General features: G+C 63.2%; 27 protein-coding genes. 6 read left to right on the top strand and 21 right to left on the bottom strand.

Translation table 11 applies throughout. The features are described 5' to 3' along the window. Positions 1-47 precede the first annotated feature (47 nt). The 3 genes from orn to ACZK0Z_RS09355 all read right to left on the bottom strand — a co-directional run bounded on the left by orn (position 48) and on the right by ACZK0Z_RS09355 (position 1,656). Positions 48-620: an oligoribonuclease gene (gene orn, locus ACZK0Z_RS09365; protein WP_197632126.1), complete on the bottom strand. Its 573-nt coding sequence runs from the start codon at positions 618-620 to the stop codon at positions 48-50. Positions 621-695: 75 nt separating this feature from the next. Further along, positions 696-1,220, bottom strand: coding sequence for a tRNA adenosine(34) deaminase TadA (gene tadA, locus ACZK0Z_RS09360; protein WP_197632127.1), 525 nt, complete (start codon positions 1,218-1,220; stop codon positions 696-698). Positions 1,221-1,296: 76 nt separating this feature from the next. Continuing rightward, positions 1,297-1,656, bottom strand: coding sequence for a winged helix-turn-helix transcriptional regulator (locus tag ACZK0Z_RS09355; protein ID WP_049429669.1), 360 nt, complete (start codon positions 1,654-1,656; stop codon positions 1,297-1,299). 78 nt (positions 1,657-1,734) lie between these two features. Between ACZK0Z_RS09355 and ACZK0Z_RS09350 the strand changes: the two genes are divergently transcribed. The 3 genes from ACZK0Z_RS09350 (at position 1,735) to ACZK0Z_RS09340 (ending at position 3,273) form a co-directional block, all read left to right on the top strand. Beyond that, a complete protein-coding gene (locus ACZK0Z_RS09350; protein WP_197632128.1) occupies positions 1,735-2,502 on the top strand; it encodes an NAD(P)H-dependent oxidoreductase in 768 nt (255 codons plus the stop codon). A 68-nt stretch (positions 2,503-2,570) separates the two neighbouring features. Further along, complete coding sequence (locus ACZK0Z_RS09345) at positions 2,571-3,008, top strand: acetyltransferase (protein ID WP_197632129.1); 438 nt, start codon at positions 2,571-2,573, stop codon at positions 3,006-3,008. A 58-nt stretch (positions 3,009-3,066) separates the two neighbouring features. Further along, positions 3,067-3,273: a hypothetical protein gene (locus ACZK0Z_RS09340; RefSeq protein ID WP_106549104.1), complete on the top strand. Its 207-nt coding sequence runs from the start codon at positions 3,067-3,069 to the stop codon at positions 3,271-3,273. Positions 3,274-3,294: 21 nt separating this feature from the next. Here the strand turns inward: ACZK0Z_RS09340 and ACZK0Z_RS09335 are convergent, their stop codons facing one another. Beyond that, on the bottom strand, positions 3,295-3,756 hold the full coding sequence (locus ACZK0Z_RS09335) for a GNAT family N-acetyltransferase (RefSeq protein ID WP_197632148.1): 462 nt from the start codon (positions 3,754-3,756) through the stop codon (positions 3,295-3,297). Between the two features lie 303 nt (positions 3,757-4,059). Between ACZK0Z_RS09335 and ACZK0Z_RS09330 the strand changes: the two genes are divergently transcribed. From ACZK0Z_RS09330 to ACZK0Z_RS09320, 3 genes are read left to right on the top strand one after another with little or no spacing between them, the layout of a single operon-like run. After that, the gene (locus ACZK0Z_RS09330; RefSeq protein ID WP_336339841.1) at positions 4,060-4,731 is read left to right on the top strand and encodes a hypothetical protein; all 672 of its coding nucleotides are present in this window, start codon (positions 4,060-4,062) and stop codon (positions 4,729-4,731) included. A 40-nt stretch (positions 4,732-4,771) separates the two neighbouring features. Next, entirely contained in the window at positions 4,772-5,425 is a 654-nt protein-coding gene (locus ACZK0Z_RS09325; RefSeq protein ID WP_049429674.1) for a hypothetical protein, read from the top strand. Continuing rightward, positions 5,422-6,750, top strand: coding sequence for an XVIPCD domain-containing protein (locus ACZK0Z_RS09320; protein ID WP_049429675.1), 1,329 nt, complete (start codon positions 5,422-5,424; stop codon positions 6,748-6,750). The genes ACZK0Z_RS09325 and ACZK0Z_RS09320 overlap by 4 nt, the downstream gene beginning before the upstream one ends. A 54-nt stretch (positions 6,751-6,804) precedes the next feature. Here the strand turns inward: ACZK0Z_RS09320 and ACZK0Z_RS09315 are convergent, their stop codons facing one another. The 17 genes from ACZK0Z_RS09315 to ACZK0Z_RS09235 form a co-directional block, all read right to left on the bottom strand. Then, entirely contained in the window at positions 6,805-8,073 is a 1,269-nt protein-coding gene (locus ACZK0Z_RS09315; RefSeq protein ID WP_404830723.1) for a hypothetical protein, read from the bottom strand. Between the two features lie 97 nt (positions 8,074-8,170). Further along, a complete protein-coding gene (locus ACZK0Z_RS09310; RefSeq protein WP_049459748.1) occupies positions 8,171-9,175 on the bottom strand; it encodes an XVIPCD domain-containing protein in 1,005 nt (334 codons plus the stop codon). A gap of 57 nt (positions 9,176-9,232) precedes the next feature. Next, positions 9,233-9,769 carry a hypothetical protein gene (locus ACZK0Z_RS09305; RefSeq protein WP_197632131.1) on the bottom strand — a complete coding sequence of 179 codons (537 nt, stop codon included), beginning with the start codon at positions 9,767-9,769 and terminating at the stop codon, positions 9,233-9,235. 317 nt (positions 9,770-10,086) lie between these two features. Further along, positions 10,087-10,611, bottom strand: coding sequence for a DUF4189 domain-containing protein (locus tag ACZK0Z_RS09300; protein WP_049429678.1), 525 nt, complete (start codon positions 10,609-10,611; stop codon positions 10,087-10,089). 177 nt (positions 10,612-10,788) lie between these two features. After that, positions 10,789-11,331 carry a DUF4189 domain-containing protein gene (locus ACZK0Z_RS09295; RefSeq protein WP_080355028.1) on the bottom strand — a complete coding sequence of 181 codons (543 nt, stop codon included), beginning with the start codon at positions 11,329-11,331 and terminating at the stop codon, positions 10,789-10,791. 32 nt (positions 11,332-11,363) lie between these two features. Then, a complete protein-coding gene (locus tag ACZK0Z_RS09290) occupies positions 11,364-11,909 on the bottom strand; it encodes a DUF4189 domain-containing protein (protein ID WP_080355029.1) in 546 nt (181 codons plus the stop codon). A gap of 110 nt (positions 11,910-12,019) precedes the next feature. Continuing rightward, positions 12,020-12,538, bottom strand: a complete 519-nt coding sequence (locus ACZK0Z_RS09285; protein ID WP_336339839.1) for a DUF4189 domain-containing protein — start codon at positions 12,536-12,538, stop codon at positions 12,020-12,022. A 14-nt stretch (positions 12,539-12,552) separates the two neighbouring features. After that, a complete protein-coding gene (locus ACZK0Z_RS09280; protein WP_049429679.1) occupies positions 12,553-13,710 on the bottom strand; it encodes a TrbL/VirB6 family protein in 1,158 nt (385 codons plus the stop codon). A gap of 74 nt (positions 13,711-13,784) precedes the next feature. Then, positions 13,785-14,612 (bottom strand): hypothetical protein, encoded by an 828-nt coding sequence (locus tag ACZK0Z_RS09275; RefSeq protein ID WP_049429680.1) that lies wholly within the window; start codon positions 14,610-14,612, stop codon positions 13,785-13,787. A 24-nt stretch (positions 14,613-14,636) separates the two neighbouring features. Further along, positions 14,637-17,084 (bottom strand): VirB4 family type IV secretion/conjugal transfer ATPase, encoded by a 2,448-nt coding sequence (locus ACZK0Z_RS09270; RefSeq protein ID WP_197619812.1) that lies wholly within the window; start codon positions 17,082-17,084, stop codon positions 14,637-14,639. Between the two features lie 84 nt (positions 17,085-17,168). Further along, positions 17,169-17,477: a VirB3 family type IV secretion system protein gene (locus ACZK0Z_RS09265; RefSeq protein WP_099550998.1), complete on the bottom strand. Its 309-nt coding sequence runs from the start codon at positions 17,475-17,477 to the stop codon at positions 17,169-17,171. Next, positions 17,470-17,892: a TrbC/VirB2 family protein gene (locus tag ACZK0Z_RS09260; RefSeq protein ID WP_111113698.1), complete on the bottom strand. Its 423-nt coding sequence runs from the start codon at positions 17,890-17,892 to the stop codon at positions 17,470-17,472. Before ACZK0Z_RS09260 ends, ACZK0Z_RS09265 begins: the two co-directional genes overlap by 8 nt. Positions 17,893-17,965: 73 nt before the next feature. Beyond that, a complete protein-coding gene (locus tag ACZK0Z_RS09255; RefSeq protein ID WP_197632132.1) occupies positions 17,966-18,931 on the bottom strand; it encodes a lytic transglycosylase domain-containing protein in 966 nt (321 codons plus the stop codon). Between the two features lie 3 nt (positions 18,932-18,934). Then, positions 18,935-19,978 (bottom strand): P-type DNA transfer ATPase VirB11, encoded by a 1,044-nt coding sequence (gene virB11 / locus ACZK0Z_RS09250; RefSeq protein ID WP_033833165.1) that lies wholly within the window; start codon positions 19,976-19,978, stop codon positions 18,935-18,937. A gap of 14 nt (positions 19,979-19,992) precedes the next feature. Beyond that, complete coding sequence (locus tag ACZK0Z_RS09245) at positions 19,993-21,246, bottom strand: TrbI/VirB10 family protein (protein WP_197632133.1); 1,254 nt, start codon at positions 21,244-21,246, stop codon at positions 19,993-19,995. After that, complete coding sequence (locus ACZK0Z_RS09240) at positions 21,243-22,022, bottom strand: TrbG/VirB9 family P-type conjugative transfer protein (RefSeq protein WP_033833167.1); 780 nt, start codon at positions 22,020-22,022, stop codon at positions 21,243-21,245. Before ACZK0Z_RS09240 ends, ACZK0Z_RS09245 begins: the two co-directional genes overlap by 4 nt. Next, complete coding sequence (locus ACZK0Z_RS09235) at positions 22,019-23,065, bottom strand: VirB8 family type IV secretion system protein (RefSeq protein WP_049429684.1); 1,047 nt, start codon at positions 23,063-23,065, stop codon at positions 22,019-22,021. Before ACZK0Z_RS09235 ends, ACZK0Z_RS09240 begins: the two co-directional genes overlap by 4 nt. Positions 23,066-23,111: the final 46 nt, after the last annotated feature.

Raw genomic sequence — 23,111 nt, 5'->3', positions numbered from 1 at the left:
AGAGTCCTTTCCGCCGGAAAGGGATCCGACCCCAACGAGTGACAGCATCAGGCAACCGGCAAGCCCGACAGCGCCCCCATGAACTGGCGGTAGTGGCGCAGCTCGGCGATGGAGTCGTGCACGTCGCTGAGGGCGGTGTGGTTGCTGTTCTTGCCGACGCCGACGGCCACGCTCGGCGCCCAGCGCTTGGCCAGTTCCTTCACCGTGGACACGTCCAGGTTGCGGTAGTGGAAGTACTTCTCCAGGCGCGGCATCTGGCGGTGCAGGAAGCGGCGGTCCTGGCAGATCGAGTTGCCGCACATCGGCGACAGGCCTGCCGGAATCCACTGTGCCAGGAAGTTCACCGTCTGCGCCTCGGCCTGGCCAAGGGTGGTGGTGCTGTCCACCACGCGCTGCCACAGGCCCGAACGGCGATGCTGGTTGCGGTTCCACTCGTCCATCGCCTCCAGCGTTTCCAGCGGATGATGGATGGCGAATTCCGGACCTTCGGCCAGCACGTTGAGCTGGGCGTCGGTGACCACGGTGGCGATCTCGATGATCGAATCGTTGTCGGTGTCCAACCCGGTCATTTCCAGGTCGATCCAGATAAGTCGTTCGTTGGCCGCGCCGGTGTCCGCCATTGTGTCGCCTCGTTGCTGGGCAGGCGCGCGGCCTACCGGTGAAGGAAAGAGGCGCCCATCATACCCGTTCGCCCCTCAGCCCTCGCCGACATGGTCTTCCAGCAGCAGCGGCGGCTTGCCGCGCTTGGCACGGAAGTAATTGGTCAGGCGCGTGCTGGCTTCCTTGGCCAGCACCCCGCCGTGGATCTCGACCCGGTGGTTGTGGCGGGAATCACCGAGCAGGTCGAACACACTGCCGCACGCACCGGTCTTTGGATCACTGGCGCCGTAGACCAGGCGCGATACCCGTGCATGCACGACCGCCATCGCGCACATCGCGCACGGCTCCAGGGTCACGTACAGGGTGCTGCCCAGCAGGCGATGGTTGGCCAGCAGCTTCCCTCCTGCCCGCATGGCCACGATCTCGGCATGCGCGCTGGGATCGTGCGAGGCAATATTGAGGTTCCAGCCCTCGCCCAGCAGCTGGCCATCGGCGCTTACCAGCACCGCGCCAACCGGGATCTCGTCAAAGTCACGCTGTGCGCGCTCGGCCAAGGCCAGTGCATGGCGCATCCAGTGTTCATCGGCGTCGTGCACCGGTACACCCAGGACATCGGTCATGGCGGTTCTCGCTTTTCAACTGGGCCAGGATGGCCGCCGGGGCCGCATTGTACGCCCCGGGGTCGTGCAGGCGCCGCTAACGCGCGTCGAAGCGCTCACGGGCGGCGTCCAGCACAGGAAAGTTGTGCTCGGCCCAGCGGTCCAGGGCAGCCAGCGTGTCGACCAGGCCGCGCGCAACCTCGGTCAACCGGTACTCCACATGCAGCGGCCTGCTGCCCCGTTCGCAACGCTCGACCAGGCCATTGCGCTCCAGCTGTCGCAGGGTCTGGGTCAACACCTTCTGCGAGATACCTTCGATCTTCCGCAGCAACACGCCGTTACGAAGCGGGCCCTGCGCCAATGCCGGCAGCAGCAGCATCACCCACTTGCCTGAAATCAGCGCAAGCGCATCGCGTGCGGAGCAGTCGGCGGCATACACGTCTCCGGGACAGGCCATGGTTACCTCAAGGTGCGTAATTGCCGGGGCAGGCCGGCATCGCGAGGATGGTCGCACACTCCATGAGCCCCTCGCCCCATGCGCGCCCTGATCCTGCTTGCCCACCCCGAGCCCCGCTCGTTCAATGCACATCTGGCCGCGCAGGCCGCCGAGCAGCTGCGGCATGAGAACCTGCAGGTGGACGTGATCGACCTGTATGCGGATCGCTTCGATCCGCTGGAAGCGGCTGACCACCATCCGCATCGCCTGCATCCCGACCACTTCGACGCCCAACGCGAGCAGCGGCACAGCGCCGAGCAGGGCCAGCTGCCCGTCGAGGTACAGCGCCATCTGCAGCTGCTGCGGGCCACCGACCTGCTGATCCTGCAGTTTCCGCTGTGGTGGTTCGCGGCTCCGGCCATGCTGAAGGGCTGGCTGGACCGCGTGCTCGTCTACGGGCCGATGTACAACAGCCGGCAGCGCCACGAGCACGGCGTGATGCAGGGCAAGCGCGCGTTGCTGAGCGTCACCACCGGCTCGTCGGCGCGGGCATGCGCGGTGGACGGCCGCGAGGGCGACACCCGGTTGCTGCTGTGGCCGTTGATGTACAGCCTGCGCTACGTCGGCTTCGAGGTGATGGAACCGTTCGTGGTGCATGGCGTGCGTTCCGGGCTGCCAGCGGATCGCGTGCAGGCGCACGACAAAGCACTGGCGGCGGCCACCAGCGACTACCGCGAGCGGCTGGCACGCTGGCAACGATGGCCGACCGTGCCCTTCAACGACAGCGATGATTTCGAGGATGGGGTGGTGCTGCGCGCCGAAGCAGCTGCGCACAGCCCCTTCATCCGCCACCGCGACGCGGGATGAATCTTCGCCTGCAGGCGTTACCGGAAAGCCCCATACTTCGCACTCTTCCGAAGCACCTTGGTGAACCCATGACCACCCTGCGCCCCTCGCGCGCCGACGAAGGCGCCGCCCTCGTCGACCTCTGGCGTCGCGCCGTCGACGCCACCCACGACTTCCTCAGTGCCGAAGACCGCCAGGCCATCGATGCCGAAGTGGCCGGTTTCCTGCCGCAGGCGCCGATGACCGTTGCTGTCGACGCACAGGATCGCCCCCTCGGATTCATGCTGATCGACGGCACCCACATGGAAGCGCTGTTCATCGATCCGGACGTGCGTGGCACTGGGGTTGGTCGCCAACTGCTGCAGCACGCGTTGGCCCTCTGCCCACAGCTGAGCACCGACGTCAACGCACAGAACGCGCAGGCCGTGGGCTTCTATCTGCGCATGGGCTTCGTCGAAACCGGTCGCTCACCGCTCGATTCGCAGGGGCGCCCGTATCCGCTGATCCATCTTCGGCATAACGGCTGACATCCGTCGGCAGCGGTCACGTGCTAGCGTGGCTGCTTTCGACCAAGGAACGCCGTGCATGGATGGTGCAAAAGCCCTGTTGACCCTGTTTGCGCTGGGCATCAGCCTGGTCTGGATCCTGGTGCCATTTGCCATCTTCGCTGTGCGCAGCCTGCTGCGTGAGGTACTGGCGGAACAACGTCGCACCAATGAACTGCTTGAACACATCGGCGGTTATCGCATTCCAAAGCCACAACCCGAACCGACCGTCTGGCGCGCGCCCTGACGGGCACGCGCTCGCCCTGGATCAGGCCGTCGCCTCGAAGGCCGGCGAGTACTGCACCTCGCCCTGCGCCAGCGGAGGCTGCAGGCAGAGCGCCTGGAAGTACTCCGCAGGCACACCCGGCAGCACCAGGCCTGGCTCGGCACGGAAGCCGAAGCGGCCGTAATACGCCGGCTCGCCCAGCAGCACGCAACCCTGTGCGCCCAGTCCACGCAGCGCGTCGAGTGCCGCGCGCATCAGCGCCGCGCCAATGCCCTGCCCCTGCCACGCGGGCAGCACCGAGATCGGGCCAAGGCCGAACCAGCCTGTGCTTCCATCGCTGATGGTGACCGGCGACAGCGCAATGTGTCCGACCACCTGGCCTTGGGCTTCGGCAACCAGCGAAATGCTCAGTTCACCACGCGAACGCAGCGCATCGACGATGAACTGCTCTGTGTGGCTGCTGTGCGGGGCTTGGCGGAAGGCAGCTTCGGTGAGCGCATGGATGACGGCGTGGTCGGCAGTGGATTCGGGCGGATCGTGTAGTTCATGGTGGAAGACTTCGCTTGGTGATGATCGCGTGAATTAATGATCGATGTCACAGAACGGCGGCAGAATGTCGAATGCGGTGCGCAGTCGTTCCGATGCCGGCAAATCGACTGTGCCGCAAGCGCTTCCACGCCACCGCCCAATCCTGAATGCGTCAAATTTCTGGCACCCATGCCCGCTCGCGGGTGGCGCCGGGTTTCCCGGGCACCCCATAATCGGGAAACCTGTCACCAGGGAAGGATATATGGACATGGATGCACGATGCAGGAACACGCTTTGAGCACGGCAACGCCATCGCGCAGCGCACGATGCTGGCTGCCGGCGACCCTGCTGCTGGCACTGGCGGCGTGCTCGCCTTACTCAGACGCGGAGCGCGATGTCGCCGCGGGCGGACGCGGTCTGGCCAAGCTCAATCCCGCACCGAAGCAGGCTTATGAGCTGGTGCTGACACTGAAGGACGCGCCGGGCCCGTTCGCGATCGTTGAGGGCGTGGCCCAGTACGACGTCAGCAACTACGCAGATTGTGGTCGGATCCTGCCTGCGACAGGTACTGCAGGGCGCATCACCAGCCAGGAACCCGTCGAGCTACGCAAGGTCGGTGAGAACGAATACCGCGGCACTTTCTACCTGGACCGTATGCAGGACGAGGAGTACTACGGGCGCGGCACGTGCCACTGGGCACTGACGGGCGTTGGCGCGATGTTGCGCGCTACGACCGGCGAGGCGGATACGCGATTCCTGACGTATTTCAAGAAGGAACGCATGAACGCTGGATCGCCGTTGACTCTCTACTACCCAAAGGTCGCCTATCCTCGCGCCGAACTTGCCGCCAACTATCCTGCAAGTGGCAAGGAAGATCCTTCAGCATACAAAGAAGAGCTGCGCGGCGCGCTGTTCTCAACCACCACCACTGTGCAGAAACTCGCGCCATGAGCTGCCAGTTCAACCATCCCTTCCCCCAAGGAGGCCGACATTGCGCCACAAGATGATTCCGTGCCTTGCTCTGCTTCTATTGACCGCCTGCAACCCGGAGACCGCCATGAACCAGGAACGTGCCGCTGCCGAAGCCGATGTCGCCCAGGGTGGGCGCGGCCTCGCCAAGCTCAACCCCAGCCCGCGCAAGGCCTATGAACTGGTACTGCGCCTGAAGGATGCCCCCGGCGATTTCGCGGTGGTCGAAGGCGTGGCGCAGTACGACGTCACCAACGAAGACCAGTGCGGCCACATCGAACCCGCCACCGGCACTGCCGCCCGCATTACCAGCCAGGAACCGGTGGAGCTGCGCAAGGTCGCTGAGGGCGAGTATCGCGGCACCGTGTACCTCGACCGGATGCTGGATGAGGACTACTACGGTCGTGGCGTCTGCAAGTGGGAATTCAGCGGCGCCGGCGCGATGCTGAAAGCCACCGGCGCCGAGGGTGAAACCCGCTTCCTGTCGTTCATTGAGGCAGCACCCTTTGTCAAAGGCGAGACCGAGACTCGCCACTATCCTCGCGCAGACTATCCGCGCGTGAATGAGATTCCTGATTACGGCGCAAGCGGCCAGGAAGATCCCACCAAGTTCCGCCCGGAACTGAGGAATGCGCTGTTCTCCGCTTCGCTTGAAGCCAGCGAGGTCCGCCAATGAGCCTCAACAGCCAAGATTATGCAGCGCTGTCCGAAGATGCATACAAGGATTATGCGGTCGGTCGTCGTGCACCTGGTCAAGAAGAGATCGTCCCGATCAACGGGCACAAGTACAAGATTCTCGAGCACGTTGATAATCGACTGAACGGTTATCAGGGAACGATCTACCAGCGAGTCGACACCAATGAAATTGTCGTCGCACATCGCGGCACCGAACAAATCGCACGCGATGCGATTCTGACCGATGGTGGCATGGTCGTTGCCCGCACCAACGTGCAGGCTCCGGACGCCATCGCGCTGACTCAACGCGCCCTCGCTTACGCCAAGAAGGAGGGGCAGGATCTCGGGCAGCGTCCACCCGAAGTCACCGTCACCGGCCACTCCCTCGGCGGCGCCCTCGCCCAGATCACCTCGCACCATTTCAACGTCAAGGGCGAGACCTTCAATGCCTACGGCGCGGTCAGCCTCAGCTATCGCATTCCGGAAGGCGGCAACACCATGATCAACCACGTCATGGCCTCCGATCCGGTCAGCGCCGCGTCGCCGCATTTCGGCCAGGTCCGCATCTATGCGAAGCCGGATGAAATCAAGACACTCGCCGCAAACGGTTTCAGCAACCATCCGATGCGCGCCCTGATCCCGGACAGCCCGCTGATTGCAGCAGGCAGCTCGTTCGGTGCGCACAAACTGGGCAACTTCCTCGACGAAGGCTCGGTGCTGAAGCATCCGGAAACGCAGAAGCTGGCGAAAGACAACGCCAAGATGATCGAGGAGTACCGCGATGACGTCGAGTCACTGCGTCGCGGTGTCACCCGCGCGGCACGCGGCATCCCGGGCGGCGCCATCGATCTGTACGACCACATCCGCGGCCCGCTGCAGCCCGGTGAACCGGCACGCCGCGAAGCGGAGAAGAACGGCCATCACACCAGCATGCTGCGCATGGACGATGCCAACCACCTGGGCAACCCGTTGTTCAACGACGCGATCCGCGGCGTGCATGCTCATGACGTGCGGGTCGGGCGCGTGCCGGACGTGATGAGTACTCAGCTGGCGGGCAGCCTCGCCGCCGAAATGCACGCGGCAGGCGGCAAGCGCATCGACGAGGTGGTCATGAATGCCGATGCCTCGCGAAGCTTCGCGGTGCAGGGCCAGGGCGGCGACCCGGCACACCTGCGCGTGTCGGTGGACACGACCATGGCGATGAACACGCCGCTGGAGCAGAGCAGCCAGCGCATCGACCAGCAGGCCGCCGACCAGCGCGTTGCGCTGGAGCGCGACCAGCAGCTGGAACAGCAGCGGAACCAGACCCGCAGCATGCAGGCCTGATGGACTGCGCGGGAGCCGGTCAGCCCGGCTCCCGCTGCACGTCGGCACTCCGGCTCAGGGACCGGAGGCAGCCATCGGCGCGGAGGTACCGGCCGTCACAAACAGATCCGGGCCGGAATCCGGGAAGCCGCCACAAGCGCGATCCCCCGGCGCCACCGGGTCGCAGGGCCACTGGCTGCGCGGAACCTTTTCGCGCAACTCGAATCGGTCCCCGGTCCAGACAACGAATGCCAGGTGCTCACGGTTCCAGTCACTGAACGCACGCGGGCTCCCCTTCTGGGCGGTCTCCGGGTACTGCACGAACCAACGCATGGCCGGGCCGTACTGCAGCTTGCTGTGATCCAGCGTGATCCGGCCTTCGCGCGCCAACTGGCGTGCGCGATCGGCTTCCGTCAACGGCGGCATGGCCGGCATCGCCTCGGCGGTAACATCCCGCAGTGCGGTATCGCCACGCGCCTGGTACACACGCTGGGCCACATAGGCCTCGCGGCAATCCCCCGCTGGCAGGCGTACCGGCTCCGCGCCGTACTCGTCGCGGTTGGCGACCCGGTCGCTGCAGGTGAACGGCGCTGACACCAGATAGAACGTGCTGTCGGCGTCACGCCCTTCCAGTGAACGCACCCAGATGTCACCCATCCGCACGATGAAGTCCGGGCGCTGGCCGTAGCCCGGCACCGCCTTGAACCAGGCCTTCTGCTGCACCTCACGCTCGCGCCAGCTGCGCGGCAGGTGGATGTCCTGCTCGGGCAGCGCGACCAGCAGCGCGGCCAGATGCGCCGGCATCGTACCCTGGCAGGCGCCGATCAGCAGCTCGCCCTGGGCCGCCAGTCGCCCGGCCAGGTCCACGGGACAGCGGGCGCCAAGTGCGCGCTCGGTCGCCTGCTCGGGCGGCAACGGCACGATGGCCAATGCGGTCGGTGCGGGTGCTACCGCCGGGACGGCTGGCTCGACGGTGGCAGGCGGTACAGCCACAGGCGCCGCCACTGCCGGCACAACGGGCGCGGGCGCCGGGTCCGCAGCCGGCGCCGGCTGCGCGTCCACCCCGGGTGCCGCAGGAGGTGTCACGGCAGCTGGTACTTCGGGAGCCGGCGCCGCGACAACGGCTTCGGCCGCCACAGGCGCTGCAACGGGCGTCGCCCCTGCAGGCGGGGCGACGGGCGCCTCGGCAGCGAGGGGCGCCTCAGCGACGGGTACCGATGCCTCCTGAGCCTGCGCCGACGCTGCGGCAAGTCCAAGTGACAGCAGCCAGAGCGGCGGCAGGCGGCGCGCGGATGCATTGCAGCGGGCAGCGGCCTGCAGGGCATTCAAGGGAACGATTCGCATGTGGTGTCCTTACGGGTGGGTTTCCATGTCGGCGCCACAGGGCGCCACGCGTCGTACGTAAAGCGCCAGCGGGCACCCTGCCCGCCGGCATCAAGTGCTACAGGGATCGGGAACGCTGCTCCTGCTCGCGGGCGAGCGCGGCCGTCGGATCCTGCTGCGCAACGCTGGCCGCCAACTGCTGGCTGCTCTGCGCCAGTGGCTGCTGGGAGGCCTGCTCCCGGTCAACAGACGCACGCAGCATGGCCGGATCACCCAGCGCGCCCTGCACTGCAAACAGCGTACGGCCGTCGTTGCCCGCCAGCAGATGATCAATACGCGACAGGCCGGCCTTCTTCGCCCCCAGCGCCAATGCGCCAGCGGTATTGTCGAGCTCCTGTGCACTGCGCAGTCCACTTTGTGGCCCCATCTGCTGCAGGTGCCGGCGCGCATCCTCGAACAATGCGTTGCCGGGCTCACCGGCATGCGACATGTCGCGTGCAACGGTCTGCGCCGGCGCACCGACTTCGCCGCGATCCAGTCGCGCCATCACGTCCGGCGTCAACTTCTGCTGCCAGACCTCAAATCGTTGCCGGCGCGCCTCGATGCCATTGAGCGCGCCGTTGAGCGCATAAGTTGCTTCGCGCACATCATGGCGCGCCCCCTCCGGCACCCGTGTCTGCCACTGCCATACGGCAATACGACCTGCGTGCTCGGGCTGCGCTGCCAGCTCCGGGTGATTCACCAGGTCCAGATCCAGCGCCTTGCCGGCACGCTCGTAATTCTCCTTGCCGACCAATGGCAGATAGCCGCGGCCGTGGTACTTCAGCGCGTCACCAGGCGCGTCGTTGCCCATGCGCCCGCCGTACATCAACTCAGCCAGGTTTTCCGGGCGACCACGCAGCGCTTCCTGGCGGGCGCTCTCCAACGCGGCGTTGCCATTGCGCCACGCAGCCTCCACCGGGATCTGCGAGATTCCCCGGGTGAAGTTGAAGCTCTCGTTGAGCCGGCTCAAGCCGCGCGACTCGTGCCCTGCCTGGGCCATGAAATTGGCCAGTTCAAGCGGGGAGTCGATGCCGGCTTTGGTCGCCTGTCGCAACAGCTGCGACTCTCTATCGGTCGACACAGTGCAACTCCTGAATCTTCATCAGCGCGGATTCCCTTCCGCCGGTTGGAGCTTGGCTCATGGAAGCGACACCTCGGCAACACTGGATGGGTCGAAGTCCTCGAACCTCACCCTGCCCAGCTCCGCCGCCGAGTAATCCCGGATGTTGGTCGCTTCGGTCTCGATATCCACGACCTTGCGTCTCACCCCGTCAACCCAGCAGGCCTTGTCCGCAGGCGCATAGCGGAACCGGTAGGTGCTGCTCCAGCGCTCGCGGCTACCGCCGTTGGTGATCACGCTGAAGGCACCATCCTCGATCGTCACGTAGGCGAACGGATCGCCTGCAATGCCGCCGCGGGTGGAGCACGGCACCAGCTTGTCGTTGCGCGCGGCCAGCTGCCAGCGCCCGCACCCGTCACCGCGCAGCAACAGCAGCACCCGGTTCGGTCCGTGCTGGCCGGGCACCAGCCCTTCCGGTGTCGGCTGGTCGATGACCAGCAGCTGATACTCGATGCCATCGCCGTTGAGCTCGCCCCTGACAGCTTCCAGCAGGTTCGCACCGGACGGAACGAATGCCAGGGCATCGTCCATGTGTGCGCCAACCCTGTCTTCCATCCCCTCCCACTCCTTCAATGTGGTCATGCCGATGCCCGCCTCCCTGCCCAGCCGGAACGCGTTCCGGCTTATCCGCGCCTGCGCGGACAGGGATCATAGCCTTGCGTACGGCAAGACCGCGATGATGGCGAGCGTCACCCGATGCAGGGGCTGACAGCGTCCTCATTGGACGGAAGAACTCCTGCATTCGGCGGCACTGGAGCGTCATTTTCATGACGCGCGGGGAGCTTACCGCGAGGTGTTCTGCCGCGTCGAAGTGCGAGGAAATCGAAAAGCGGAATTGATCACAGAAAACGGGGCTTAGCGTGAATGGCGCCTTACCTGATGAACAGATCCGCCGTACAGGCCGTTCTGGCGATCCCGCATTGACCCTGCGGCAGCTGCTTCCATGCCGCCTTCGCGCTGCATTGCTGCATCGCGACAACGACCGCTCCCTGTTCGGACATGGCGGTGGCGACGCTGGTGGTTTCCGTGCCCAGACCCGCGTGGGCGACCGCCACGCATTGCGCCTGGAACAGGGTCGCCAACCTACATTCGCCTTTCCCGAACTCCTTGCACTCCTTCATGGATGCACGCTTTGCCTTGCCCCGCGAGCGCATCGAGTTGCTGATGAAGGTGTCGCCGCGGGCATCCATCGCCACGCCGCGCACGGTCTGCGCCCAGTTGGGGCGATTGTTGTACGGGGATCCTGAGCTGCTCACCGGAATGGGCGCACAGCCCTGTACACCCTGGCCACCGATGGGATACATGCCCTGCGGGCAGTTGCCTTCGGCAAGCGCAGTGAACGGCAGCAGGCCTGCAGTCAGCAGACACGGAAGAAAAGCGAGGTGGATCCGTTTCATGGGGAGACTCATTCCTTTGCTGCCCATTGTGGGAGGTGGGACGGCCTGAGCAGATGATCGTTGCCCACAGCCGATGCTGGAGCCAAGAGAACAAACGGAGCTGCACCCAAACACATGAAGCTTTTCGCCGCCATCTCGAGTTGCACTGGCTGCCAGTCCGACAATCCGATCAACGGGTCAGAATGACTCATAGACCGGCTTCGTACAGTCCTCGTATGCAACCTGACACGCCTTTCCATCGGTGTTGACGCACGACTGCTGGGCAAACTTCCGCGCTTCGGCGGAGTCCTTGGCGCTGGCAAGACCGGCGCGGGAAGCCCCGCCCTGGCTATTGGGAACCAACCATGCAACGCACTGGTTTCTATACGTGTAGATGACTCGGCAATCGGAAGCACCGCGCCTACCGCAGTCTGCCAGAGCAAACTGCTCCGCGTTCTCCTTGCTCGGCCGGCCCGTTGCAACACCCGCATCTGCGGTCGCGTCGGACGACGCAATCGCCCCCCACGTCTTATGCCACTGACTCGCGGGCCCGGGGTCGCGGGCAGTCGCCCCTGCCCCAGGAATCGGGGCACACCCACCAACCCCTTGATCGCCGATGGGGTACTGGCCGGAAGGGCATCGGCCCTCGGCACTGGCGTTGCTGGCAACAAGTAATGCAGCGAACAGCAGAGCAGAAATCACGAAAGCTGAATCACCACGCAGAGATTTGAAGTCGGCCATTGCCTTGAATCTCCGTGTGATGTCACAACCGATCAGTCTTGCTGGAAGAACGGCTTGGTACAGTCAGAATGGAAAACGGAGCAAGCCTGACTTCCCAAATCCTTGCAGTCCTTGGTTGCCCGCTCCTGCGCCTGTTCTTTCGTCGCCCCGGTGTTGAATCTCATGCCATTGTCCGGTCGTGCAGCCCGGACAACCGCATAGCACTGGTTGTAGTAGGTAAAAACGACTGTGCAGTCGGTAGCTCCGCCCTGCCGGCATCGCTCGACGGCTTGGCGCTCTGCCGAAGCCTTGGCCTGATGCCCAGTGGCAGAACCTGCATCTCCTCCAGGCGAGCTGGCGACTGCACCCCATGTCTTGACCCAGTACCCGGGATTCTCCTGCGGGGCGCTCTGAGCCGCGCCGGGTATGGGTGCGCAGCCTCCAACGCCTTGGCCACCAATCGGGTACTGGCCCCCAGGGCAACGGCCTTCGGCATTGGCATTTTCAGTAACGACGAGCACGGCAAACGCCAGCGTCAAAAACCCAAGAAATGTTACCCAGATGCTTGAATCCGGCCATTGCCAAGACTTTTTGGACATCACTGTTGATCACTCGGTGGTCTGATGCTCCGCACCCGTCATCTTCCTTGAAGCCTTCCGCAGTGCTTCAAGCGACATCCAAAGAACGGGAGGCAATATGATTTGCCATATCAGCCCTCCTGAAAGAAGGGCTTGGTGCAGTCCGAGTGGACGAACGTGCACTCCTGGCTTCCCGAATTCCGACAATCCTGCGTCGCCCTTTCCAGCGCCTGTTCCTTGGTAGCACCCGCGTTGAACATCGTTCCATTGTCCGGCCGGCCGGTTCTGATGGACGCATAGCACTGGTTGTAATAGGTGTACAGAACCTTGCAATCAGTTGCTCCCCAGTGACCGCAGCGCTCGATCGCCTGTTGCTCGGCCGAGGCCTTGGCCTGATGGCCAGTCGATGCACCCGCATCGCCATTCATGGATCCCGCAACGGCTCCCCACGTCTTAACCCAGTGCCCGGGATTCTCATCAGGCGCGCTCCGGCCTGCACCAGGGATGGGAGCACAGCCGCCCACTCCCTGATCGCCGATCGGATACTGGCCCGGAGGGCAGCGACCTTCTGCTGACGCAGAATTGATGTATGCAGAACCCATAAACACGAAAGACAAGCAAAGATATTTCAGAAAACCGTTGGCGCTCATCGTCAGTCCAGCCTCTAATTTCCTTGATTGGCGTTCGCCGCGCCACGTTGACCAGGTGTGGTTCCTCCCGCCCCGCCCGTGCCGTCAAACACTCGGCCCAGACTGTTCTGAGGATTTGCTGCATTGTGGCCCGACGCGGCCTCTGGAGCCGCCGGCGGCGGAGCCGACATGCCCGGCGGACGACCATCAGCACTCGGCGAGGCACTGGCGCCACCACCTATCTGCGAATATGCCATGAAGGTGCCCAGGGTACCCTGGAAGAACATCGCTGCCATTGGGGGTGTAGTCAGGATCAACGCGGTGAGGATCAGGCCCATGCCTCCCTGCTGCATTGCCTGGCTGGTCATGCCGTCGGACATGCTTTCCTTGAGGATGAACTCCTGCACCAGCGCTGTGGTCCAGAAAGTGGCCGCTACACGTACCACCATATCCAGTGCAATGGAGACCATCGCTGCAAGTACGGCCATGGAGAACATCGTGCCGATGCCGTAGAACAGCCAACGCTGGAACAACTGCTTGGTCTGGTCGAACAACAGGCAGAGGATGAACAGAGGGCCAAAGCCGATGAACAGCGCCATGGCGATTTCATACAGCATCAGCATCGCACCAGCGGTGATGGCTGGACCTGCGGTGCCCATGCCGATGAAGAACAGTGCCCGCTTCTTGTCCTCCAGCAGCTCCCCGTCATTCATGATCTGGATGGCGTCGATACTGGAAAGCGCCACCTGCATCCATGCCAGGCTCTTGTCGATCTGAGCTTCGGGTGACTCGTTCGAGCCTGTCACGACCTTCGTGATTTCTGCCTTGACGTCGTGGGTGAGGAAGCTCTGCAGGTTGGTGCCGAAAGCGCCCATCGTGGTGGCCGCGCTGACGATCAACGCCGCACGCGCCATATTGGTCACCAATACCATCATTGAGTCCCGGCTGCGGCCGGTCACGATGCGGAAGCCCTGCACCAGCACCCACAGGGTCATGAGCGTGAGGGCGATGCCGCCGACCCACTGCATCATTTCCCCCATCATGTCGATGCCGAACTTGTTTATCTTCTTTCGCAGGAAGTCGAAGATGAACTTGAAAAACACGAAATCCCCGATCGACTGGACACGTGCAACGTGCCCCATCAAATCCTGGAATCCGCCATTGAAATCAAAATTGGCAATCGACCTGATCATTTCCGCAATCCCTTGATGTATCCCTACCGGACAACCTCATGGAGCCGGTGCCTATGCACCTGCCCCAAGCGACGTCAGTCGATGTGCAAAGCGCCTTCCAATGCAGCCGTCTTGACCAGCTGCGAGATGACGCCCGGCTTGCCCTTCAATGCCACGCGCGCCAGCACGCGCTGATTGGCCTTCATTGACTCCTGATAGGCGTCGTAGGACCGCATGCGCGCCTCCCACTCCTGCTGCAGCTTGGAAATATCGTTTGCCGTACGCAGGGAGTCGCTGTTCACGGCCGAAAGAGTTCCCGCAAGGTTGCCATCGGCGCCGCCTCTCCAGCCCATGATCTCAGACAACGACGCGTTGATGCTGGGAATGGTCTTCTCGATGAAATCCACCGTCTCGTTGCGCTTCCGGTTTTCCATCATCTGGATGTTGACGCACAGCTGCTGCTGCTGCGCGTAGAGATCACCGGAGGTATCCAGCACAAACTTCTTCAGCAGGCTGCCAGCGCTGAAGCCCGCCGACGTACGGCAGAGGTCGGCGACCATATAGTCGTCTGGAACCCGCTCCAATGTGGCGCCTGGCGGCAAGCCGAAGTTGTTGATCATGCCCTGGATCTGGACAAGCGCATTTTGGTACTCCTGGAACGTCCTTCTCCACCGAGTTACCTGAGCCGCGTACTCCAGCCCGTCAGCCTTCATTTGCGCCTTCCCTTGGGCAAAGTCCTTCAGTGCCTGCATGAGATTACTGAGGTCGAAGACAGGGTAACCACCGGCCGAAACCGACGTGGTGGAGAACATGACCATGCTCCCCAGCAGGATGGCTGCCAGGCGCTTCTGACGCAGACCGCGGTGGCGCTTGTGATTTCGGGATGTCATGCTCATGTTCTTCTCCAGGGGAATGGATTTCATTCGGCGCTGTCTGATCCAGGGCTTTCAAGCCGCATCGGTTTCGGCAGAGGCCTTGGCTTTACCAGAGCCCTTTCGGTTCTTGTAGAAGTCCTCCAGCCACTGTTCCGGCGTGAGTTCGTCCACAGTGATCCGATTGCGGACTGCAGCCGTCTGCAGCACCCGATGCATGATGTCGATGTTGTCGGTCGAGGCCGAGATCACCGACAGGATGTCGTCCATGCCACGCAGGTTGAGCTGGCAGACACTGGAAGCATGGCCCTGCTTGACCAGGAAGCAGCGCGAGCGCTCGTCCAGTGCCGTGACCACCTTGAACTCCGCCTCGGTCAACTTCAGGCCATCCATGTAGTCGCTCTTGCTGGCGTTCGGGTTCGGCAGCAGGATGAGCGTGGCGGTCTGCTCGATCAGGGCAGCGGAGATGTCACTCTTCAGCGCATCTTCCGGGCTCTGCGTGGCGAAGATTCCCAGGCCGTTCTGCTTACGGATGGTCTTCTGCTTGTTCTTCGCGAACTCCTTCAGGCCACCCTCGCCGTCCAGGATCTTCCAGAATTCGTCCATCACATAGATCAGCGGACGACCGTCGATCAGCGACTCCAGGCGGTGCAGCAGGTAATTGATGACCGGCACGCGCACTTCGGGGTTGTCGATGATGTCGGTGTAGTCGAAGCCGATGATGTTGGCCTTGCTCAGATCCACCGTATCGATCGGATTGTCGAAGACCCAACCCAGCGAATTGCCCGAGGTCCAACGACGCATGCGCGCGTAGAGACCGTCATCGCCCATGTTGGGCAGGCTCTTCTGGAAATTGGTCATGCTGCGCAGGTGCATCGGCGTATCGAGCATGCTCTCCACCGCGCGGTAGATGTCCTCTTCCTCGCGGGCGCTGTACTCGCGCTTGCCGGCCAGAACCTTGATCAGGTCAGCCAGGAACTGCACGTTGGATTCGTTGTTCTCGCACTGGAACGGATTGAAGCCGGTCGGCGCACCATTCTCCAGGGCCAGGTAGTTGCCACCACAGGCGCGCACGAAGATCTCGGCGCCGCGGTCCTTGTCGAAGAAGAAGATGGTCGGCGACGGTTCGTACTTCTGCACCTGGCTGAGCAGGAAGTTGATCAGCGCGGTCTTACCGGTACCGGACTTGCCGATCACCATGGTATTGGCGATCGCCTTCTCACCCAGCGAATTCTCGGATGGATGGGTCGCGTGGAAATTGAAGTAGTACGGCTGGCCGTTGGTGGTCTGCAGCGTGGTCACGCAGTCACCCCACGGGTTGTTGTGCTGCTTGCCGGTGGCGAAATTGTGAAGCGGCGACAGGCCGAGGAAGTTCAGCGAGCTGACGTTGGCCAGCCGCGTGCGGAAGCGCCAGTTGGCCGGCAGCTGCGAATAGAACGACGAGGTGACCGCCAGATCTTCCTTGGTCGACACGAATCCGGCGTTGGACAGCTCGGCACGGGTCGAGGCCACGTTCTGCGACAGCTTGGCCTGGCTGTCGCCGTAGACCGCCATGATGAAGTGGTACTCGCCCAGCACGAAGTTGCCTGACGACAGATGATCCATCGCCTGGTCGAGTTCAACGATCTGGCTGACCGCCTTGTCGCCCGAGGAGATCATCATGCCCTTGGTCCGGTCCAGCACCTTCAAGGCATCCTGGCGCCCCATCGGGCTGAACGAATGGGTGATGACGTACTCGTAGTCCAGGTACTTCAGACCATTGAGGATTCCCGGATAGGTTCCCTCGGCATACTCCTTGATATTCAGGATCGCGCCGAAATGATTGACGCCATTGGGCGTATTGATCACGAAATCGCCGGTCTTGGCCGAGAACATGTGCCGGCTGACCGGAAGATAGTCTTTCACTGGCGCCGACAGTACCGGCACCGGCTCATCGATGCGGTTGATCAGGTAGCCGAACAGCTCCAGCGTTTCGGAAAACACCACGCCGTTCTTGGCTTCGTACATGCCGAGCCGGTACGGCGCGTAGTCGCGGATCACCGCCTCGACGTTGCCGGCCAGCTCCATCAGCTTCTCGACAGCCTGCTCCTGCTCGGCGCGCAGCTTGTCCACGTTCGCAGACTTCTCCACGAAGCGTTTACCCGCCACCACCGGACGATAGATCATCGTCAGGTACAGCTCGTTCTGCATGATGCGCTGCGAGGACAGCATGCCCATGTACTGGTCGGACACATCCTGGTTGAAGCGCTGCTTGTAGTGGCTCTTTCCCTTCAGGGTGCGACGGCGCCGGATGTCATGCACCCAGAAGGCGACGTTGACGAAATCCGGCGCGCGCAGCGTCTGCAGCAACCGGTTGAACGTGTTGTGCCGATGCTCAAGCTCCCATTCTTCGCGCCCCACGAACGGCAGCCCTTCCAGGTGCCACGTCAACAGGTAGTCGCCGCCCGTGGTCTTCACCACATTCGGAGCCACGTGCGACGACAAGGGGATGAATTCGCTGATGGAGGTATCTGGGTTGAACATACGACTGCTTCCAAAAGGTACTGCCGGCAAAGATTCGGAGTTGGCCAGGCGGGCGCTCATCGCCCGCGTGGCCGGATCCAGCCCTCAATCCCTGGGGGCCGGCTTGCTGCGGTAGTGATTCGGGTTGAACACCCACATGCCATCGTGCTCCTGCACGTTGCGCGTCTTGAGCTTGAACATCAGCCGCAGCCCCAGCAGGCGGAAGATCATCTCGTCACGCTTGGCCATCTGCCGCATGATGAAGATCGCCACCGGGATGGACAGCAGAAACCAGAAATTCGTGTACATGCTCAGCAGCAACAACCCACCCGCCACCATGAAAAATGGCAGGTAGGGAACGCCCAGGAACATCGCTGGGCGCGTGCAGCCCCGGAACAGGACGTTCTTATGCACTGTAGTACTGGACGGCGTGCTTGATCATTTCAAACGCCATGCCAGCGCCGTCGCCGCCACCGCCGACGTTGTCGCAGTTGCCAGCTTCCTTGCCGAGCAGCATGCGCGCGATCTGGCCCGCCGCGCCGATCAGCACACCGCCGATCAGGATCGGGGCCACGTCACCGATACGCTTGTGGGCAAACGCGATCTGGTAACCGGCGAAGATCACGGCGATCGTGACCACGGCGATCGAGGCCATGTTCAGCAGGCCGTTGATGTTGGAGAAGAAGCCGCAGACCTTGCCATCGGTACCACCGAAGTCGGTGCCGGCCAGGGCCTGGGGAGCGAACACAGCACCTGCGAATGCGACCGCCATCAGCATGGTCTTCAGCGTGCGCTGGGCCTGGACGAGGTCGAGATTGAATCGCTTCATGGATTGATTTCCTTGTTGATGGACTAACACAACTGAATCGACCAGCCGGGGGACCGGTCGCACCACGACTTCGTCAGAACACGAAGGCCGCATCCCCTGCGGGAATCTGCTGCACCGGGGCACGTGGTGCCGGTGCGTTGTAGAAATTCTGGGCATCCGCTGCCGGCGCGTTGCGCTCGTTCCAGGGGCGCAGCATCACCGGCGCATTCGCGCCAGCAGCCGTCCCGGGAAGCTGTTGCGGCATGGCTGCCCCACCCTGCGCCGCACCAGGCTGCTGATACGGCTGCGGAGCCTGCTGCGGCATATCGTTTCCGCCCTGCGCCTGTGGCTGCATCATTCGATCGACCGAACCCAGCACCACGCGCGATACCGCCTGGTCGGCGATGTTCAGCAGGCTGCCGCGGGCCATCGCACCGGTGGATGGGTAAACGGTGTAGGCCCGGGCCGGGTCATTGGACGGCACGTACACCGGCGCACTGGCCTGGGCGACGATGCGTGCCTGGGCCGGCGAGGCCGTCTGCGGATGATGTTCGACCCTGACCACCCGACGCTCGCCGCGGCTGACCACGTCAATCGGCGCGACGCCGTTGCTTGCGACCTGCTGACCGCGGCGGATCGAGTCGTAGATCTTCTGCACGTACCCGTGACGGAAGCCGGTCTCGAAGTTGCCCGAGTAGTAGCAGCTGAACGACTTGCCCCAGTCACCACCGGAGCGCTTGTAGCAATCGGCGAGGATGCGCGAACCAGCCTGCAGGTTCGGGCACTGCTGGAAGGCCTTCTCGTAGGAATCCAGCCCGTACTTGCCCAGGTTGTAACGGTTGACCTGGGCCAGGCCAATGGAGAAGTTGTAGCCCTTCTCCTCCAGCATGCGAACGGTGGCCAGCGCCTCGTCGAGGGCCTTGGGCTGGCGCACCAGGGCGCCGCCGACCACGCCGATGGCATAGGGGTTGCGCGACGATTCCACGTTGATGACGTGCTGCATCACGTCCATCGAGACGGCCATTTCCGGGCACGCCATCATTTCCAGTCCTGGCAGCATTGGTCAGCCCTCCTGCCCCTGGGCACGCCCAGGATTGAAGTCGATGCCGGTGATGTAGCGCGAGCCGGCATGCGCCTTGATATGCACGACGATGTCGATGGTCATCATCAACAGTCGCTTGATCACGTTGAACTCCAGGCCCGAACCCTCGGCCGAGGCCTTCACCATCAGCGCCAGCTGATCCCAGGTCTGCTCCGGGCTGCCGGCATGGCAACTGGTGATCGAGCCCGGGTGGCCCGATGCGCAGTTGCGGATGAAGTAGAACGCCTCGTCACCGCGCAGCTCGGCCAGGATGATGCGTTCTGGCTTCATGCGCAGGCAGGCTTCCATGCAACTCTTTGCGCTGACATTGCTGGTGCTCTGCCCGCCCTTGGAGTACAGCAGGTGCACCACATTGGGTTGGGTCAGAAACAGCTCGCGTGCGTCCTCGATCGTGACCAGGCGCTCGTTGTCCGGGATATGATTGACCAGCGCTTTCATGAAGGTGGTCTTGCCGCTACCGGTCGCACCGGAGACCACGATGTTCTTGCGGTACATCACCGCACGACGGAAGAACTCTGCGTACTCGCGCTGCTGGCGCAGTTCCAGCAGCTCGCGGTCCTGCTCGCTCAGACTGCCATCCTGTTCCAGGATCTGGTTGAAGAAACCATCCTCGTGGTACTGGGTGAGCGACTTGGTGTGCTTGGACGGCAGGCGGATCGTGATCGAAACCTTGCCGGCATCACAGGCAGGTGGAATCACGAACTGCGCACGCTGGCCGGTGGGGAACGTGAGCGACACCACCGGATCGGCATCGGTGATGCGCTGGCCGGTGTTGCTCTCGTTCACCACTGCCGTGCAGAACTGCCGGGCCCGCTCGAAGGTCAGGCCCGGCACCTCCACCCGCTGCCACCCGGCCCGGGTTTCCAGGTACAGCTCACCGGGACGGTTGATGCAGATTTCCGTCACTTCCGGGGATGTCATGTACTCGGCGATGCCCAGCACTTCGTACTGATAGCGCAGGAAATCGCTGGAAACGAGGGCGAGGGGTGACACTTCGGCGTCCATGGTTGTTCTTCGGGTTACCGGCGCGGGTTGAGCACGTTGGTGAAGTCAACGTCCTTTGCGACGTAGACGTTCACGATGGTGCCCTGGTTGATGGTGACAGTCGGCGGGCGATTCGAACTGGTGAGGGCTTCGTTGGCGAGACGCTCCATCGTGCGCGCAGTGGCGCTTTCATAGGGCGAACGAACGGCGAAACCATTGCTGGAAACCGTCGTCGACTCTGGACCATGCTCGGCTGCGGCGTACTTGAAGGCGTCGGCGATCAGGCTGATCATCAACGCCGACGCAATGCGACTACCCCAGTGCGCGCTGTACTGGCCAGGATGACCAGCACCACCCAGCTGATCCACGCCCGGGCTGGACATGGCCACGTCGATGCCATTGGGCGTGGTGATGCGATCCCAGATCACTTCCACGCGCTTGCCCTTGGGACCGCCACCGTACGCACCATAGATCTTGGACCCCTTGGGCAGCAGCAGGCTGCGGCCGTTGATCGAGTAGACCGGCTCGGTCAACAGGCACGACGTATAACCTGCAAGATCGGTGATGATGCGTGTCTCGAGTACACAACGCAGATAGGTGCCACGCACCAGCAGCGCGTCGGGGCTCCGGATGTAGGAAGCATTGGACACATCCTCCACGTCAGGCCCGCGGCGCACCTTGGCCGGCGGAGCATTGCCGTTCTGCGCCTGCAGCGCAGCCAACGTGGCCTGCATGTAGGGATCGTCGTTGTCCCCTGCTGCGGCCTGGCCGCCAGCATCGCCCGTGCCCACGCCTGCGCCACCACTACCGGCAATGCGGCGATCCAGCAGACTCGGGCCACGCTCGACCTCGCGCTCGGGTTCGGCACGAGGAATGAACGTCGGGCCCATCGTTTCCTGCGGCGGTGGCGGCAGCATCGGAATGGGTTCGGCGGCTTCCCGGGCGGCCTCGCGAATCGCGGAGGGTGCAATGATCGGCAGGTCGGGGGTGCTCGAACGTGCAACCTGCGGCGGCGCCTTGACTTCTTCAGCGTCTTCCTTGCCCTTGCGCAGCAGCAGGAAGCCCATGGCCAGCAACAACACCAGGATGCCGCCGAGGAACAACAGCGCCTTGCGGTTCAAGCGCTGCTCTTCCGCAGAGCGAAGCTGCGGGGCACTGGCATCCAGGTCCGGGGTTGCCTCGGCCTGCGCATGCCCATAATACGGGTTCGTCGGTGGCTCCTGAGCCGCAGGGCCCTGCCCGTACGGAGACGGATTTGGATCGTTGCCGGGAGTGTTCTGCTGGCTCATTTCTTCACATTCCTTCGCAGGCCGACGACGAAGTCGCCGTGGCGGATGACCAGGTACGGGTAGGTCCCGTGCACGATCAGCGTATTGCCCTCAACCGTGGTGTTGACCACGAAATCCTCGCCGTACTCCTTCTCGCGACCGAACACGGCCGGGAAGATGCCGGTCTTGTATTCGGGCGAGTTGGGCAGTTTCAGATAGGTGAAACGGCCATCGTCGTAGGCGTTGACCGGGATCAGCCACCCCATCTTCTTCGCCTTGCTGGTCGAATAGGAGTAGTTGAAGTTGTATTGGCGGTCCTTGGCCAGCTCGGTGCTCAGCAGCGGCTGCGCCTCTTCCTCGACCGCTGCCTGGGCAGGCCCGAACACAGTGTCATTCGGATAGACGAAGGCGATCTTGTACTGCACGCCGGCGCGACGGGCCTGCTCAAGCTGGCGCCAGTCGGTGGCAACGACTTTCAGCTCGAAAATGTACGAATGGGTCTCGGTACGCACCATCATGTTGGTGTCGACGTCGACGTTCTTCGGCTTGAGATAGAACACGTTCTCGCGACGGGTGAGTTCCCAGCCGCTGCTGAAGCCGGTGCTGTAGTCGAGGATCTTCTCGTTCGGGCTCAGCTCGATCTGGGTGGTGAGGCCCAGGCCGGTGCGAACCGGGTAGATGCGGTCCTTCTCATACTCGTAGTGGTCAACTGCCTGCGCCATCGCCGCGCTGGAAAACACCAGCGACAGCAACGACAGCAGCGCCCACGCGCTTCCCCTGATTTTTCGACTACTCATCGGTTGCTTGCTCCATCAGCATTTCCGGTGGAATGGTTCGGTGCCGGCATCATTGCCGGCTGTCCCGGCGCGCCCTGCCCCGGCATCGGCTGCCCCTGGACCGGCTGCCCCTGCATGGGCGCACCCTGCATCGGCTGCATCTGCCCACTGGCCGGCACTGCGACAGGCTGACCGGTGGCGGGATCGATCATGGTGGCAGCGGCCGGATTGTTCGGAACGTACATGCCCTGCGCCTGCTGTGCAGCGAGCTGTGCCTGTTGCGCAGCATCCTGGGCCTGTTGCTGCATGGCACCGTCATCCGGCACGGGCACGCCGCGCGCATAGTCGTTGTCGACACGGTACTCCGTGACCTGGAACGCCAATGGATTGAGCACGCGGTCCTGTTCGGAGAGCGCCAGATTCTGGTTGTACTGGAAGCGCATGGTGACCAGCTGGTTGTCCAGATAGGTCGATGCACCGCTGCGCTTGTCCAGCAGGCTGCGCTGGATGCGCACGGACGCGCCACGGAAGCTGCCGTTCGCCTGCACGCCCAGCGGGGTAATGCTGAGGATCTTGACCCTGATCGCCTTGCCCCGGCCGTACATCACGAACGGATTCTGCGGATTGTTGCTGGCATAGCGCTGCTTCATGCTTGCGGCGACGGCATCACTGGACATGACGAACACCAGCTCCCAGTCGCGCAACCCCATCACCGCGGAGTCGTACGACTCGCGCGCCAGCACGTACTGGGCGACATTGCTGCGGTTGACCGCCTCATTGGTGGTGATCGTCTCGCCCTGGAACGTACCCCTCAGGCGCGCCACCGTAGCGGTACCCGTGTAGGCATCGGCCATCACCAGGAAGGGCACCTTCTCCTTCAGCGGCAGCATGTAGTAGTAGCCGCCAGCCAGTGCCAGCGACATCAGCAATGAGCCGGTGGCGACCCACCAGGCACGGCGCTCACTACGACGCGCCATGTCGGCCACGGTGATCTCGTAGCTGACCGCCTTGGCGACCGACTGCTCGACCTTGGGACTATTGCCGGGATCCTTCTTGCGGAACATGGATTCTTCCGTACTGCTGAAACATCAATGGGCGTGGAGCCCCTGC

Source organism: Stenotrophomonas sp. 116085_Sma (genome assembly GCF_056479585.1).
This window is presented reverse-complemented; position numbering and strand designations above follow the sequence as displayed.

Coding starts and splice junctions, on each gene's coding strand:
- orn (WP_197632126.1), bottom strand. CDS start 620: ATGGCGGACACCGGCGCGGCCAACGAACGACTTATCTGGATCGACCTG.
- tadA (WP_197632127.1), bottom strand. CDS start 1,220: ATGACCGATGTCCTGGGTGTACCGGTGCACGACGCCGATGAACACTGG.
- ACZK0Z_RS09355 (WP_049429669.1), bottom strand. CDS start 1,656: ATGGCCTGTCCCGGAGACGTGTATGCCGCCGACTGCTCCGCACGCGAT.
- ACZK0Z_RS09350 (WP_197632128.1), top strand. CDS start 1,735: ATGCGCGCCCTGATCCTGCTTGCCCACCCCGAGCCCCGCTCGTTCAAT.
- ACZK0Z_RS09345 (WP_197632129.1), top strand. CDS start 2,571: ATGACCACCCTGCGCCCCTCGCGCGCCGACGAAGGCGCCGCCCTCGTC.
- ACZK0Z_RS09340 (WP_106549104.1), top strand. CDS start 3,067: ATGGATGGTGCAAAAGCCCTGTTGACCCTGTTTGCGCTGGGCATCAGC.
- ACZK0Z_RS09330 (WP_336339841.1), top strand. CDS start 4,060: ATGCAGGAACACGCTTTGAGCACGGCAACGCCATCGCGCAGCGCACGA.
- ACZK0Z_RS09320 (WP_049429675.1), top strand. CDS start 5,422: ATGAGCCTCAACAGCCAAGATTATGCAGCGCTGTCCGAAGATGCATAC.
- ACZK0Z_RS09315 (WP_404830723.1), bottom strand. CDS start 8,073: ATGCGAATCGTTCCCTTGAATGCCCTGCAGGCCGCTGCCCGCTGCAAT.
- ACZK0Z_RS09305 (WP_197632131.1), bottom strand. CDS start 9,769: ATGGAAGACAGGGTTGGCGCACACATGGACGATGCCCTGGCATTCGTT.
- ACZK0Z_RS09300 (WP_049429678.1), bottom strand. CDS start 10,611: ATGAAACGGATCCACCTCGCTTTTCTTCCGTGTCTGCTGACTGCAGGC.
- ACZK0Z_RS09295 (WP_080355028.1), bottom strand. CDS start 11,331: ATGGCCGACTTCAAATCTCTGCGTGGTGATTCAGCTTTCGTGATTTCT.
- ACZK0Z_RS09290 (WP_080355029.1), bottom strand. CDS start 11,909: ATGTCCAAAAAGTCTTGGCAATGGCCGGATTCAAGCATCTGGGTAACA.
- ACZK0Z_RS09285 (WP_336339839.1), bottom strand. CDS start 12,538: ATGAGCGCCAACGGTTTTCTGAAATATCTTTGCTTGTCTTTCGTGTTT.
- ACZK0Z_RS09280 (WP_049429679.1), bottom strand. CDS start 13,710: ATGATCAGGTCGATTGCCAATTTTGATTTCAATGGCGGATTCCAGGAT.
- ACZK0Z_RS09275 (WP_049429680.1), bottom strand. CDS start 14,612: ATGAAATCCATTCCCCTGGAGAAGAACATGAGCATGACATCCCGAAAT.
- ACZK0Z_RS09270 (WP_197619812.1), bottom strand. CDS start 17,084: ATGTTCAACCCAGATACCTCCATCAGCGAATTCATCCCCTTGTCGTCG.
- ACZK0Z_RS09260 (WP_111113698.1), bottom strand. CDS start 17,892: ATGAAGCGATTCAATCTCGACCTCGTCCAGGCCCAGCGCACGCTGAAG.
- ACZK0Z_RS09255 (WP_197632132.1), bottom strand. CDS start 18,931: ATGCTGCCAGGACTGGAAATGATGGCGTGCCCGGAAATGGCCGTCTCG.
- virB11 (WP_033833165.1), bottom strand. CDS start 19,978: ATGGACGCCGAAGTGTCACCCCTCGCCCTCGTTTCCAGCGATTTCCTG.
- ACZK0Z_RS09245 (WP_197632133.1), bottom strand. CDS start 21,246: ATGAGCCAGCAGAACACTCCCGGCAACGATCCAAATCCGTCTCCGTAC.
- ACZK0Z_RS09240 (WP_033833167.1), bottom strand. CDS start 22,022: ATGAGTAGTCGAAAAATCAGGGGAAGCGCGTGGGCGCTGCTGTCGTTG.
- ACZK0Z_RS09235 (WP_049429684.1), bottom strand. CDS start 23,065: ATGTTCCGCAAGAAGGATCCCGGCAATAGTCCCAAGGTCGAGCAGTCG.